Origin of the sequence: Micromonospora sp. NPDC051006 (assembly GCF_044456245.1) — a bacterium.
Classification (GTDB): domain Bacteria; phylum Actinomycetota; class Actinomycetes; order Mycobacteriales; family Micromonosporaceae; genus Micromonospora.
In genome coordinates this window covers 13,134-25,800 of the sequence record NZ_JBITFP010000011.1, presented here as the reverse complement: position 1 = coordinate 25,800, position 12,667 = coordinate 13,134, and the positions used below count along the sequence as shown (strand labels likewise).

At 71.9% G+C, this 12,667-nt stretch carries 11 protein-coding genes and 2 tRNA genes; 6 read left to right on the top strand and 7 right to left on the bottom strand.

The window, feature by feature from the left end:
* Window positions 1-596: 596 nt before the first annotated feature.
* Window positions 597-755, bottom strand: a complete 159-nt coding sequence (locus tag ACIBBA_RS18350; RefSeq protein WP_396698621.1) for a hypothetical protein — start codon at window positions 753-755, stop codon at window positions 597-599.
* Window positions 756-901: 146 nt separating this feature from the next.
* Here ACIBBA_RS18350 and ACIBBA_RS18345 point away from each other — a divergent pair, with 146 nt between their 5' ends.
* Window positions 902-1,444, top strand: a complete 543-nt coding sequence (locus ACIBBA_RS18345; RefSeq protein WP_396698619.1) for a YbhB/YbcL family Raf kinase inhibitor-like protein — start codon at window positions 902-904, stop codon at window positions 1,442-1,444.
* A gap of 65 nt (window positions 1,445-1,509) precedes the next feature.
* Here the strand turns inward: ACIBBA_RS18345 and ACIBBA_RS18340 are convergent, their stop codons facing one another.
* Window positions 1,510-2,220, bottom strand: coding sequence for a class I SAM-dependent methyltransferase (locus tag ACIBBA_RS18340; protein ID WP_350877139.1), 711 nt, complete (start codon window positions 2,218-2,220; stop codon window positions 1,510-1,512).
* Window positions 2,221-2,430: 210 nt separating this feature from the next.
* On the opposite strand from ACIBBA_RS18340, the gene ACIBBA_RS18335 reads away from it, so the two are divergent.
* Window positions 2,431-4,254 (top strand): hypothetical protein, encoded by a 1,824-nt coding sequence (locus ACIBBA_RS18335; protein WP_396698617.1) that lies wholly within the window; start codon window positions 2,431-2,433, stop codon window positions 4,252-4,254.
* Between the two features lie 43 nt (window positions 4,255-4,297).
* On the opposite strand, the gene ACIBBA_RS18330 is transcribed toward ACIBBA_RS18335, so the two are convergent.
* Window positions 4,298-5,080 carry an IucA/IucC family C-terminal-domain containing protein gene (locus tag ACIBBA_RS18330; RefSeq protein WP_396698879.1) on the bottom strand — a complete coding sequence of 261 codons (783 nt, stop codon included), beginning with the start codon at window positions 5,078-5,080 and terminating at the stop codon, window positions 4,298-4,300.
* 323 nt (window positions 5,081-5,403) lie between these two features.
* Here ACIBBA_RS18330 and ACIBBA_RS18325 point away from each other — a divergent pair, with 323 nt between their 5' ends.
* A complete protein-coding gene (locus ACIBBA_RS18325) occupies window positions 5,404-6,930 on the top strand; it encodes a peptide deformylase (protein WP_396698615.1) in 1,527 nt (508 codons plus the stop codon).
* A 115-nt stretch (window positions 6,931-7,045) separates the two neighbouring features.
* Here the strand turns inward: ACIBBA_RS18325 and ACIBBA_RS18320 are convergent, their stop codons facing one another.
* The gene (locus ACIBBA_RS18320) at window positions 7,046-8,161 is read right to left on the bottom strand and encodes a globin domain-containing protein (RefSeq protein ID WP_350877133.1); all 1,116 of its coding nucleotides are present in this window, start codon (window positions 8,159-8,161) and stop codon (window positions 7,046-7,048) included.
* 142 nt (window positions 8,162-8,303) lie between these two features.
* On the opposite strand from ACIBBA_RS18320, the gene ACIBBA_RS18315 reads away from it, so the two are divergent.
* On the top strand, window positions 8,304-9,074 hold the full coding sequence (locus tag ACIBBA_RS18315) for a CPBP family intramembrane glutamic endopeptidase (RefSeq protein ID WP_396698613.1): 771 nt from the start codon (window positions 8,304-8,306) through the stop codon (window positions 9,072-9,074).
* Between the two features lie 316 nt (window positions 9,075-9,390).
* Here the strand turns inward: ACIBBA_RS18315 and ACIBBA_RS18310 are convergent, their stop codons facing one another.
* Entirely contained in the window at window positions 9,391-10,224 is an 834-nt protein-coding gene (locus ACIBBA_RS18310; RefSeq protein WP_396698611.1) for a hypothetical protein, read from the bottom strand.
* 1,180 nt (window positions 10,225-11,404) lie between these two features.
* Here ACIBBA_RS18310 and ACIBBA_RS18305 point away from each other — a divergent pair.
* Window positions 11,405-11,495: transfer RNA gene (locus tag ACIBBA_RS18305), tRNA-Ser, on the top strand.
* A 35-nt stretch (window positions 11,496-11,530) separates the two neighbouring features.
* A tRNA-Arg gene (locus ACIBBA_RS18300) sits at window positions 11,531-11,603 on the top strand.
* Here the strand turns inward: ACIBBA_RS18300 and ACIBBA_RS18295 are convergent.
* Window positions 11,577-11,882, bottom strand: a complete 306-nt coding sequence (locus tag ACIBBA_RS18295; protein ID WP_396698877.1) for a tyrosine-type recombinase/integrase — start codon at window positions 11,880-11,882, stop codon at window positions 11,577-11,579. The two genes, ACIBBA_RS18300 and ACIBBA_RS18295, sit on opposite strands and share 27 nt — an antisense overlap.
* A gap of 107 nt (window positions 11,883-11,989) precedes the next feature.
* A complete protein-coding gene (locus ACIBBA_RS18290; RefSeq protein ID WP_396698609.1) occupies window positions 11,990-12,370 on the bottom strand; it encodes a VOC family protein in 381 nt (126 codons plus the stop codon).
* Window positions 12,371-12,667: the final 297 nt, after the last annotated feature.

Sequence of the window (12,667 nt, the reverse complement as noted above, 5' to 3'; positions counted from 1 at the left end):
GATGACGGCGGCGGCGGCGAGTCCGGCAGCCGAGGCGATGAGAGCGAGCTGGTTGTACCGCCGCCACCATTGTTGCGCAGCGAGATCAACCCCACGCCCGCCGGAATTCCAAGGATCGCGAGGAAAGTCCCCAGGAGCACCGGGCTTGCCTGCCCGGGGGGCGCGACCGCCGTCTGGTGCACGATTCCACCGAGCCCGACGAGAATGCAGCCGCCGTCGAGGCATACGCGGATCATTCGTTCTGTCTTCACTGCTCACAGTCCCTAACCTTTCGCCACCACCAGATGGCTGCCCTGCTGCTGTCGGAGTCAACAGCGAGGTGTCCGTTGGTCACACCACGAAAATGATGTGGCTGACGTGAATCCGGATGGGCTGAGAAAGGTCAGTCGGCCGGCGCCAGTCCAGGTGACGCACCGCGCCGGGCGCTGATTCCACAGTATCGAGCGGAAACGGTAAACGACCAGGTCAGAGGCCTGTTCGCCGCCGGTCCTAGCGTCGGCGGTCAGCAACTTGACAGAACTTCGACCCGGAAAAGGAGTGACGGAGCCGTGACCGGGCGCGCCATGGATTGACGGGCGCGCGGCTCCGGATTTCCGTTACTCCGACGGGTCCGCCGAGCCCCGCTCCTGGCGGATCTTCTCCTCGGCCAGGCGCTGGACCGCGCGGCGGCGCTCCTCGGCGATGGCCCGCTCGTCCGGGCGTCGCCGGACCGCGGTCACGACCGCGACCACGAAGTCACGCCAGATGCGGGTCACGAGGCTTCTCCCAGCGCTGTTGCTATAGGACAACGGTAGTGAGCCGAACGGTCCATCGACACCTGGCGCTTCCGCTCGATTGCCGGGCCGCGGCGGGGTAAGAAGGGCGCAGGACTCTGCGCGCAACATCGGAAGGACGCGTCTCGATGACCTTGGAACGATCGATCGCCCCGGACCCCTACGAGCTGCTGCCGACCGTGCCGTCGTTCACCCTGAGCAGTGACGACGTACAGAATGGCGAGCCGATGGACGTGCGGCACGCGCATGGCAGCACCGGCGGCGAGAACATCTCCCCCCAGCTGAGCTGGTCGGACTTCCCCGCCGACACCCGCAGCTTCGCGGTGACCTGCTACGACCCCGACGCACCGACCGGCAGCGGCTTCTGGCACTGGGTGCTGGTCAACGTGCCGGCCACCGTCACCCAACTGCCGCAGGGTGCGGGCGGTGGCGGGGGCGCCGACCTGGGTGGGGCGTTCGCCGTCCGCAACGACTACGGAGAGCAGGGTTACGGCGGCGCCGCGCCGCCGCCCGGGGACCGGCCGCACCGCTACGTCTTCGCGGTGCACGCCCTGGACGTCGACCGTCTCGACCTCACCCCGGAGGCCAGCCCCGCCTACGTGGGCTTCAACCTGACGTTCCACACCCTGGCCCGCGCGGTCATCCGGCCCACGTACCAGATCAAGGAATGATCTGACCGGCGACCTGGCGGTTGGCGGGCTGACCGCCAACCGCCGGGTCGACCAGCAGAGCCGGTTCAGGCCGGAACCCGGGCCACGGCGAAGACCGACTGCCCGAAGGGCGGGCGGACCAGCTGCTCGGCGGCCTTGGTGGCGGGCAGCACGACGGTGTCGTAGACCTTCACCATCGGCCCCTCCTTCGGCATCAACCGGAACACCTTCGTCGCCATGAAGTATCCGAGCAGACCGAGCGCGTTGGCGTAGTGGATCTTCTCCACGGTGAGCCCGGCGTCGGTCATCGCCGCGGAGAGGGTCTTCTTGGTGTAGCGGCGCACGTGCCCGGTGGCGATGTCCGCCGGGCTCATCGCGAACTCGAAGGCCGGCACGATGATGATCACCGCGCCGCCGGGCCGGACCAGCTCGCGCATGCTGCTCAGCGCGCCCACGTGATCGTCGATGTGCTCCAGCACGTTGTACGACACCGCGGCGCTGTAGTCACCCCGCTCCGAGTGCGGCAGCAGCATCTCCCGCACGTCGATGCCCGGGTGATCGGCCAGCCGCTCCTTGAGCTGGACCAGCCGATCCGGGTCCGCCTCGGTGGCGGTGAACCGGGGCAGGCGCTCGGCCCACTCCAGCGCGTAGTCGCCGAGCCCACTGCCGATCTCGATGGGGTTGTCGCCCAGGTAGGGCACGGCCAGCTCGACGAACCAGCGGCGGTGGTTGACCGCTGTCGCGAGGCCCTCCAGCACCTCGGACTGGACGCGCTGGTCCCCAGTGATTTCTGCCATGCGTCGATTCCTCACGGTATGAACTCGACCCGCGCCTGACCGACAGAGTGAATCATCCGCGCGGGGGGCAGAAGAATCGGGGCAACGTGGTCGCCGAATTGCGGTCGGGGGGTGGCACGTGATCGGCGGTCAGCGAACCCGGCACATAGTACGGCAGTACCCCGAAACATGTCACGGTGCTGCCATACGCTGACTACGCTATGAATTGTTATGACTACACCTGATTCGGACCTCCCCGCAGGCGCTTCCGGTGCCGGGGCGCAGGGCGGGCCCGACCGGGGCGACGACGCTGGGCGGGGGCGGCGGGTCGACCTTCTCGCCGTGCTGAGCTTCGTCGCGCTCGGCTTCTGGGTCACCGCGCGGCTCTGGCTCGACCCGCGCAACGGGGTCCGGGACAACCGCTCCGATCAGGCGCAGTTCGAATGGATGATGGCGCACGGTGCGCGGGTCGTCACGCATTTCGCGTATCCGTTCACCTCGGACCGGATGAACGTCCCGGACGGCGTCAATCTCATGGCCAATACGTCCGTATTATCCGTGTCATTGCCAATGACGCCGATAACGATCCTGTTCGGGCCGCGTACCTCGTTCCTGCTCTTTCTCACTCTCGGGATGATCGCCACCGGCGTGGCCTGGTATTTCCTGCTTTCCCGGGTGCTGATCGGTACGCGCGCGCCGGCCTGGCTCGGGGCGGCGTTCTGCGCGTTCGGGCCGGCCATGGTGTCGCACGCCAACGCCCACCCGAACATCGTGTCGCAGTTCGTGGTGCCCCTGATCATCTGGCGGACCCTGCGCCTCGCCGAGTCCGGCCGCTGGCTGCGCAACGGCGTACTGCTCGCTCTGGTGATCGTCTGGCAGGCGTTCCTCAATCTCGAGGTGCTGCTGATGGTTGCGATCGGGCTGGGGGTGGTGGTGGCCGCGCTCGCCATCGGCCGGCCGGAACTGCGTCGGCAGGCCGGCCCCTTTCTCGCCGGCCTGGGTGTCGCCGCCGCCGTCGCCCTGGTGCTGCTCGCGTACCCGCTCTATGTCCAGTTCTTCGGACCGGGGGCGTACACCGGGCTGCCCCGGCTGATCCGTGGCTACTCCAGCGACCTGGCGTCGTTCGTGGCGTACTCGCGCGAGTCGCTGGCCGGCAGCCCCCGGACCGCCGCCGGCTTGGCCAAGAACCCCACCGAGGAGAACAGCTTCTTCGGCTGGCCACTGGTGGTGCTGGTGATCGCGCTGGTCTGGTGGCTACGGCGCAACGTGGTGGTGCTCGGCCTGGCCGTGCTCGGACTGCTCTTCGCGGTGCTCTCGCTCGGCCGTGAGGTGATCTTCGACGGGCGGGAGACCGGCGTGCCGAGCCTCTGGGCGCCGCTGGAGAACCTGCCGATCCTGCACTCGGTGGTGCCGACCCGATGGGCGCTGGCGATCACCCCGATCGTCGGGCTGCTGCTCGCCTACGGCGCCGAGCGAGCGCGGACGCTGGCCACCCGGCACCCGGTGGCCCGGCCGCAGATCCGCTTCGCGACGCTGACCATGCTCGCCATGGCCCTGCTGCCCCTCCTGCCCACCCCGCTGCCGGCGACCCACTTCGATCCGGTTCCCCGGTTCGTCACCTCCGGGGCGTGGCGGCCCTACGTGACCGGCGGGCGCAGCGTGGTGACCCTGCCGCTGCCGGACACCAACTACGCCGAGCCGCTGCGCTGGTCGGCCGCGACCCGGCTGGACATGCCGCTGGCCCGGGGCTACTTCCTCGGCCCGGACACCCGGCCAGGCACCGACGAGGGCCGGGTCGCCCTCTTCACCGCCCCGCCCCGCCCCACCAGCAGCTTCTTCACCGTCATCCGGCAGACCGGCGCGGTGCCACCGATCACCCCGCAGAGCCGGGTGAACGCGGTCGACGACCTGCGGTTCTGGCGGGCCGGCGTGGTGATCCTCGGGCCGCACCGTCACGCCGACGCGCTGCGTCGTGGGATGACGGAGATGACCGGGATCCAACCGGTCTACCGCGGCGGCGTCTGGGTCTGGGACGTCCGAGCGCTGACCGACTGAGCGTGCGGGGTGGGGCGGGCGGGCCCGTGGCCGACCGCCGGCGTCAGTCCTGACGGACGCAGCAGCCCTGACAGACCTTCGGCCGCGGCAGGGTGAAGGCCAGGCAGCAGGTGCGCCGCTGCACGGTCGGCTCGCCGGCGGGCCCGGGCACCAGCTCGACCAGGTCGCTCAGGTCGAGCGCGCCGAGCAGGGCGTCGATGGTCTCGACCGAGGGGCCGGGCAGGACGTCCGTGGCCCGCAGGATGCCGTGCGCGATGCCGGAGGCCACCGAGCCGAGCAGGGTACGGGTGCCGATCCGCACCTCCGCCTGGATCGACGCGATCATCGGGGCCAGGTGGGCGTCCAGCAGCGAGGCGCGCAGCGCGGCGAGCAGCTCGGCCTCGCCGGCGACGACCCTGACCTCGGGATTGCCGGCGAGCGCCAGTGGGTCGCTGGGCAGCACCGCGACGGTCGTCGAGCGGCGCAGCCCGAGGGTGACCAGCGGCCGGTGGTCCTCGAAGTGGATCAGCACGTCGGACGGGTCGAGCAGCGGCACCCGCCGGGCTGAGGCCCAACCAAGCACCACCGGCAGCGCCGTCCAGTAGCTGTACGACTTCCAGGCCAGCGCGGCGCAGGCGTGCGGGGTGCCGCCCCAGCGCTGGGTGGCCGAGTGCAGGAACTTGGGCAGCCGGGTGCCGTCGACCAGGGTGGTCGCCGGGGCCCAGCCGAACTCATCGGTGACCAGCAGGCCGGGGGCGAGCCCGGGCACGTCGTCGGTGCCGAACATGGCGCGCATGGTTGCCGTGACCGGGGCCAGCGGCGTGGCGGTGAGATCCCGCCCCGGCATCACCGCTGTCACTAGATCATCCCCTGTCCCCAACGCGGATCGTTGAGCTAAGGCTAGCCTAACCACAGTTTCCCGGTCTGAGGAAGGTCCGATCCCGGCCGGATCGGGAGTCCTGGGTCACCCGGCACCGGCCCGTAAGTGCTGCTCGACGCCCTGCCGGTACTACCCTCGGCCGGCCCGGAGAAACGCCGTACCGCGTCCAGCGGGCGCGGCAGGATCGAGGGCCGTCGGTGGATTGTCAAGCAGAGTGTCGGCAAAGTGGCAGTTCCGTGTGCGCCTCGCCACGGAACGTGAAACTGAGACTCCCGGCCACGAGGAAGCCGATGACGACCTCACCCCTCGATCGTGCTGCCGACTCCTTCGCCGCCGAGCTCGCCCGCCAACGGACCACGCGGGGACTCTCGAAGAAACAGCTGGCCGTGCTGATGGGCTTCGACCCGTCGTACGTCAGCCACGTCGAGGGGCGGCGGCACCGCCCGACCGAGGACTTCGCCCGGCGCGCGGAGGCCGTCCTGGAGGCCAGCGGCGCGATCTGGCAGCGCTTCCGCGAGTACGACGACCTGCGGCAGGCCCGCAACGGGCAGGCCCACCGCGAGCTGCCGCTGCCCGGGCAGTGGCTGCCGCCCGGCACCGGCCTGGTCGTCGAGCGGGAACTGGCCACCCTCGTGCACACCGACGACGGCTACCGGTGCGTGATCCGGCGGGAGCTCTACAACGCGGGCACCGAGCCGGTCACCCGCTACCTGGTCCGGGTGGCGGTGGACCGCTACCCCAACGACCCGGGCCGCTCCAACCGGCACCACCGGGAGCACCCGCTCACCTTCGCCGAGTTGCAGCTGCGCGCGCACCGGGACGACGGCGGTGGCGAGCGCGAGCCGATGCACTGGCGGGCCAAGCACGACCGGGACGCCTTCAAGGAGATCTGGCTGCTCTTCGAGAACGGCGACCGGCGGTTCCCGCTCTATCCGGGTGACCGGGCCACCATCGAGTACGCCTACCGGGTAGGGGCGGAGAAGTGGGGGCCCTGGTTCCAGCGGGCCGTCCGGCTGCCCACCCGCCATCTGGCCGTACGCCTGGACCTGCCGGCGGCCCTCGACCCGCAGGTCTGGGGCGCGGAGACCTCACTCTCGGCGGAGGAGGGCCCGCTGCGCACCCCCGTCCAGCGGCACGACGACGGCGACCGCGCGGTCTTCGACTGGCAGACGGACGATCCGCCGCTGAACGCCCGATACCGGATGCAGTGGCGGTTCCGGGCCCGACCCGAGCCGGAGCACGACGCCACGCCGTCCGGACGGATCCGGCCCAGCGACCGGATGCGCGCTGCCGGGGTGCTGCAGCGCGGCGCCGACCTGCTCCGCCAGCCGGCACGGCCGCTCGACCTGCCCGCCGAGGAGTTGGTCGCCCGGGACCTGGTCGAGCGGCTCTCCGCCGCGCTGGTCCGCCTCGACGAACTGCACCCGTTCAGCAAGGGCGTCGGCATCGCGGCGCCGCAGCTCGGCGTCGGCCGGGCGGTGGCCGTGGTCCGGCCGCCGGATCGGGCCGCCGAACCGGTCGTGCTGCTCAACCCCCGGGTGGTCGACGTCTCGCCGGACACCGACGAACAGTACGAGGGCTGCCTCTCCTTCTTCGACCACCGGGGGCTGGTCCCCCGGCCGCTGCGCGTCGACGTGGAGCACGCCCAGTGGGACGGCAGCCGCATCATCACCTCGTTCGAGTACGGCATGGCCCGGCTGGTGGCGCACGAGATCGACCACCTGGAAGGGCGGCTCTACGTCGACCGGATGACGCCCGGGGTGCCGCTGGTGCCGGTGGAGGAGTACCGCGAGACCGGCCACCCATGGCGGTACTGACCTCCCGGTCCGCCGCTGCCGTCGCGGACCGCGTCCGGGAGCGCGCCCGAGCGGGGGCCGGGGCGCGTGCCCCAGGGGGCAGGGGCACGCGCCCCGGATGGGGGGAGGAAAGTCTCTAGAGTTCGCCGAAGGTGTCGTACCGGATGTGCGGCGGCGGGACGTCGTCGGCGGCGAGCACCCGCAGGGTGGACCGGACCATCCGCGCCGAGCCGGAGACGTAACAGTCGTGCGCCGTCCACGGGCCGAACCGGGCGACCACGTCGGAGATGTCCCCCTGCTCGCCGTCGAAGTCCGGGTCCTCGCTGCACGCCGGGGTGACCGACAGCCACGGGTGCGCCGCGACCAGCTCCTGGAGCCCGGGCAGCCCGTACAGGTCCGCCGGCCGGCGGGCGCCGTAGAAGACGTGCACCCAGCGGGTCCGGTTGTAGCTGGTCAGCTCCTCCACCAGCGCCTTGATCGGAGCGAGCCCCACCCCGCCGGCCACGCAGAGGATGTCCCGTTCCGAGGCGCGGTCCAGGGTCATCGAACCCATCGGCGCGGCCAGCCGGAGCAGGTCGCCCGGCTTCACCCGGCGGACCAGCGCCCCGGACACCCAGCCGGCCCCGGGCGACCGGACGTGGAACTCCAGCACGTTCTCGTCGTTCGGCGCGTTCGCCACCGAGTACGTCCGCCACACCCGCGGGTGGTGCCTCGGCACCTCCAGGCTCACGTACTGGCCGGCCTTCCACGGCAGCGGGTGCTGTAGGGCGCGGACGGTCAGCACCGCGCTGTCCGGGCCGTACCGCTCGTGGGTCAGCACCTCGGCGTGCCAGTACGGCGGGTTCTCGTCGGCCGCCGCCCCGGCCAGCATCTTCTCCGAGATCGCCGAGTACGCGTCCCGCCACGCCTGGTCGTACTCCAGGTTCCAGCCGTCGCCCGCCGTGCTGCGCAGGGCATCCAGCAGGGCGACACCCATCGTCGCGTAGTGCTCGGCGTCGACCTGGTACTTGCGGTGGTCCCGGCCGAGCGCCCGAAGGAACTCGTCGAAGCTCTCCGGGTCGCCGACGGTGTGGATCGCGGTGATGATCGCTTCCAGCAGCCGGTCACCCTGACCGGTCATCTGCACCGGGAAGAGCTGCCGCAGGTCGGGGTCGAGCAGGAACAGTCGAGCGTAGAAATGACCGCTCAGCCGCTCCCGGTGCTCCTCGACCAGGGTCCAGCTCTCCTTCAGCAGTCGCGCGAAGTTGTCCACGGGCGCGCTCCTTCTCCGGACGGCGAATGGGCGCCCATAGAATCTCCACGGAGCGTGCCGACCGGTCGCACAGAATGTGCGATCGGCTCGCGAGGGGTCTTCGCCCGTGTCGACGGGCAGTTCCGTCAGGCAGAGTGGTGCCGTGACCCTTGAGCTCACCCGCCCGGTGTCCCGCCGGATACTGGGGACCGAGACGCTGCTGGTCCTCGGCCTCTCCCTCGGCCAGTCGGCCGTCTACGCGGTCGTCTCGATCATCGCGAAGCTGACCGCCGAGGGCGGGCTCTCCAACCAGACCGCCGCGCTGAACACCTCCGCGTCTGCGCGGCCGTGGCTGGACCTCACGTACCAACTGCTCGGCATCGTCTTCGCGTTGCTGCCGGTGCTGCTCGCCGTACACCTGCTGAGCCGCGACCCCGGCGACCCGGTGCGGACGCTCGGCCTGGACGCCGGGCGGCCCGGGTCGGACCTGGCCCGCGGCGCCGGGCTGGCGGCGCTGATCGGCCTGCCCGGCCTCGCCCTGTTCTGGGCGGCGGCGCAGCTCGGCGTCAACGCCACCCTGGTGCCGGCCGCGCTGCCCGAGGTCTGGTGGGCGGTGCCCGTGCTGATCCTCGCCGCAGTGCAGAACGCGGTGCTGGAAGAGGTGATCGTGGTCGGCTACCTGGTCACCCGGCTGCGCCAGCTCCACTGGCGGCTCGGCGCGGTCATCGCCACGAGCGCCCTGCTGCGCGGCTCCTACCACCTCTACCAGGGCTTCGGCGCGTTCCTCGGCAACGCCGTCATGGGCGTGGTGTTCAGCCTCTTCTACCTGCGTACCCGGCGGGTGATGCCGCTGATCGTCGCGCACACCCTGCTCGACGTGGTCGCCTTCGTGGGCTACTCGCTGCTGCCCAAGGACTGGTTCGACTGGCTCTGACGGTCCGCCGGTCCTCGCCGCCGGCCGTCCTCGCCGCCCGCCCGGCTGGCCTGCTCGCCCGCCCGTCCGTCCGGCCTGGTCGCTCACCCGCCCGGCCAGTCCTCGTCGCCCGCCGTTCGCGCCCGCCGTCGGCGCGTCTGGCGCGGCCCGGGTCGCTCCCGGCGGCGCGTGATCGACTCGGGGTCGGCGACATCGCGGTATCGCGCACGCCGAGACACCGCCATTTCGGCGACCTGGAGTGGATCATCCGCCGGCCTGACCAGGGCGGTCGGGTGCTCCGTCGCGCGCCATCGGTCCGGTCCGGGCCGGCGGCCGGTCAGCCGTTGCGGGCCGGCCGGTAGGTGGTGACCGCGCGAGCCGCCAGCCGCTCGGCCGCCGCCGCGTCGCCGCTCGCCGCGGCGAGCACCGCCGCGCCCGGTAGCAGCCGGGACGCCAACCGCAGCGCCAACCAGCCACCCGCCTGCGCGGCCAGCGGCGCCGCGAGCCGCCAGGCAGCCTCCGCCGCGCGTGGCCAGGGCGCGTCGGCCGGCTCGTCCGCCGCCCGTGCCGCATCCAGCGCGGTACGCGCGCTCGCCGCGTCCGGGTGCACCTGGGTCAGCACCAGAAGCTCCGCCGCCCGGTCCGGGTGGGCCGGGTCCCGTCCGTACGCCGCCGCCAGGTGCAGCACCAGGTTGGCCTGGGTCCAGAGCACCGCGGCCAGCTCGGCGAACGGGGCGAAGAACCCGGCGAGCGCCGCGCCGGCCCCGCCCGCGCCGGCCAGCCGGACGAACCGCCGGGTGGCCAGCCGGGCCAGCCCGTCCGGCGACGCCTCGGGGTACGCCGACCGCAGCCGCTCGGCCCAGTCCCGGGCACCCGGACCGAGCGCCTCCACGGCGGCCAGCGCCAGCAGCTCCGGCGCGAAGCCGGGATGCTCGAGCACCCGCCCGGTGAGCACCCGAAGCTCCGGCTGCGACGGCGTGGCCGCCGCGGTCCTCGGTACGGGTACCTTGCCGATCGTCGCCGCCTTCGTGAGGTCGGAGGCGTCCTTCGATACGCGGACCGCCTTCGCGGCCGGTGCCGCCTTCGCGGCCGGTGCCGCCTTCGCGGCCGGTGCCGCCTTCGCGGCCGGTGCCGCCTTCGCGGCCGGTGCCGCCTCCTCGGCCGATGCCACCTTCGCGACCGGTGTCGCTTCCCCGGCTGGTGCCGCCTTCGCGACCGGTGTCGCGTCCCCGGCCGACGTCGCCTTTCCGGCCGTTGTCGATTTCCGCGCCGGAGCTGTCTTCCGCGCCGGCGCTGCCTTCCGGCCCGGCGCTGCCTTGCGGGCAGGTGCCGCCTTACGGGCCGGTGTCGCGCTCTCCGTAGCTGCGGACACCGCCGTCGTGGCCGCGGCCGACTCTGCTGCGGGCGCTGCCTCCGGTGTGGGCGCTGCCTCCGGTGTGGGCGCTGCCTCCGGTGTGAGCGCTTCCCCTGGTGCGGGGGCTGCCTCCGGCGCGACTCTGGCCGATGGGGGCGCTGCGTCTGGTGCGGGCGCAGCCTCCGGCGTGGGGGGTGCCTCCGGCGTGACAGCAGGCGAGTAGCCGCGCTGGTCCGAGGCGGAAACCGTCTCCCCTTCCGCGCTTGCACCTGCCTCGACGGGGGCTGCCAGCGTTGCGGCGGGCAGTATCGCGGCGGCCGGTGCGGCCGGGGCTGCCCGGCGGGCCGGGGTCCGCTTCGTGCCGGAAGCCGCCTTCCTTGCTCCGCCGGCCTTCCTCGGTGTCGCCGGCTGCCCGGCCGCCCCTGGCGTCGTCGGCGCGTCGTCGGGCGGTGCCGCAGTCGTGGCCGCTGTCGCCTGCCGAGGCGATTGCGGCGCGGTCGCCGCCGACGGGGTGGCGGCCTCTTCGGCGGTCACCGGTTGCGCGGAAGCCGCGATCGGGGAGCGCTGAGTCCGATCGCTGGCGGGTGCTGGCTCCTCGGCGGGTGTGACGCTCGCCGCATCCGCCCGCTTTTGCGGGCCCGGCTGCCGGGGCAGCGGCTGATCGGGATCGGGCGGCCGGAACAGCACCGGCGGGGCGGCCTTGCCGCGCCGGGCTCGTTTCGTACCGTCTTCTGCGGCCGGCGGTGCCGGCTCGACGGCGGCCGGTGGGGTGAAGGTCGCCTTCGGGGAGCGCCGCCGGGCACGCTCAGCAGGCTCGCGGCGGGTCGGCTCGCTCGGGGGCTGCTCCTGCATATCGATGGAGAGTAGTCCCGATCACGCTCGCGCACAGCGTGGAATCGCGGACGCCGTGGGCTGCCCCGGCAGCACTGGGGAAGTCGCTTTGCTCCCGGTGGGTGGCGACCTGTATCCTCGGGCGCGGTGGTCTGCGGGTCACCGAGGAGACTTCGCCTAGTCTGGTCTATGGCGCCGCACTGCTAATGCGGTTGGGGTCTTAAAGCCCCTCCCGGGTTCGAATCCCGGAGTCTCCGCGCGAAGGCCGGGTGTGTAGACTGGCCGAGCACCAGCGCCCGTAGCTCAATGGATAGAGCATCTGACTACGGATCAGAAGGTTAGGGGTTCGAGTCCCTTCGGGCGCACAGAGCAAGGGGAAGCCCCCGACCAGCCGAAACGGCACGGTCGGGGGCTCTTTCGTGTCCGCCAGAATCACGCTTCGAGCGGCCATGGGCGAGCATGAGCGATGCCCCTGAATGGCGAAGTTCGTGCGGGTGCCAGTGCCCGAGCCCGGCCCGCTTGCACAGCGCCGAAAACCGGTGGGAGAAGTTGTCCGGATCAAGGCGACCCGCAAAGCGGGCCGCGCCGGACCGGCCCCGGCCTGCTGGCGACCTCGGCCGGCCCCGGCCGGGCCGACCGGCCACGTTGAGGGACGACGGACCTTGGAACACCTCGGGGTTCCGCCCCGAACCCCGGCCCTCCTCAGAGGTCCGCTTGAACGGGCTACAGCCCTCGTTGCCGACGAGGGCCGTCAGAGTGGGGCGAGGCGGCGCTTGAGCAGGCAGAACTCGTTGCCTTCGGGATCGGCGAGGACGTGCCAGGACGCATCCGCAGGCTGACCGATGTCGACGAGTTTGGCCCCGGCGGCCAGGAGGCGTTCGAGCTCGGCGTCCTGATCGCGGTCGGTGGCGTTGACGTCGATGTGCAGCCGGGCATACCCGTTATTCGGCTCGTCGTTGCGGATGAGGAAGATCGTCGGCTGCGGGCCCCCGAACCCTTCGCGCGGGCCTATCTCGATGTAGACCTCCTCTTCGCGATCGAGCTCTATGAAGTCCAGGACCTCGCACCAGAACCGCGCCAGCACCTCGGGGTCGCGGCACTTGAGCACGAGCTCACTGATACGGCATGCCATTGACGAAACCTACTCTCAGGGTGGGAACTGCAGGGGTGCCGCACGCGCATCTCATGGGCTCCCGCAGTGAGAACGTTTCGCGACCGTACCGGGCGAGGCGAGCAGGGGCGAAGTGATTCCGGGCCCTCGCCTGGCCGGGCTGCCAGGCGAGGGCCGTAGGTCGCGCAGTAGGGCAGCTGACTGGGTGCCCAGTCGGTCGGCCCTCGTTGACCTGAGCTGGCGCAGGGTGGCGAGCGGGGGTCGGGATGTTGCCAACTTCAGTAGCCACCGACAACACCGGTCCGCTGGTCGTGGCAC

Excerpts from the sequence above, each read along its gene's own strand:
- ACIBBA_RS18345 (WP_396698619.1), top strand. The coding sequence starts at position 902 with ATGACCTTGGAACGATCGATCGCCCCGGACCCCTACGAGCTGCTGCCG.
- ACIBBA_RS18340 (WP_350877139.1), bottom strand. The coding sequence starts at position 2,220 with ATGGCAGAAATCACTGGGGACCAGCGCGTCCAGTCCGAGGTGCTGGAG.
- ACIBBA_RS18325 (WP_396698615.1), top strand. The coding sequence starts at position 5,404 with ATGACGACCTCACCCCTCGATCGTGCTGCCGACTCCTTCGCCGCCGAG.
- ACIBBA_RS18330 (WP_396698879.1), bottom strand. The coding sequence starts at position 5,080 with ATGCCGGGGCGGGATCTCACCGCCACGCCGCTGGCCCCGGTCACGGCA.
- ACIBBA_RS18335 (WP_396698617.1), top strand. The coding sequence starts at position 2,431 with ATGACTACACCTGATTCGGACCTCCCCGCAGGCGCTTCCGGTGCCGGG.
- ACIBBA_RS18290 (WP_396698609.1), bottom strand. The coding sequence starts at position 12,370 with ATGGCATGCCGTATCAGTGAGCTCGTGCTCAAGTGCCGCGACCCCGAG.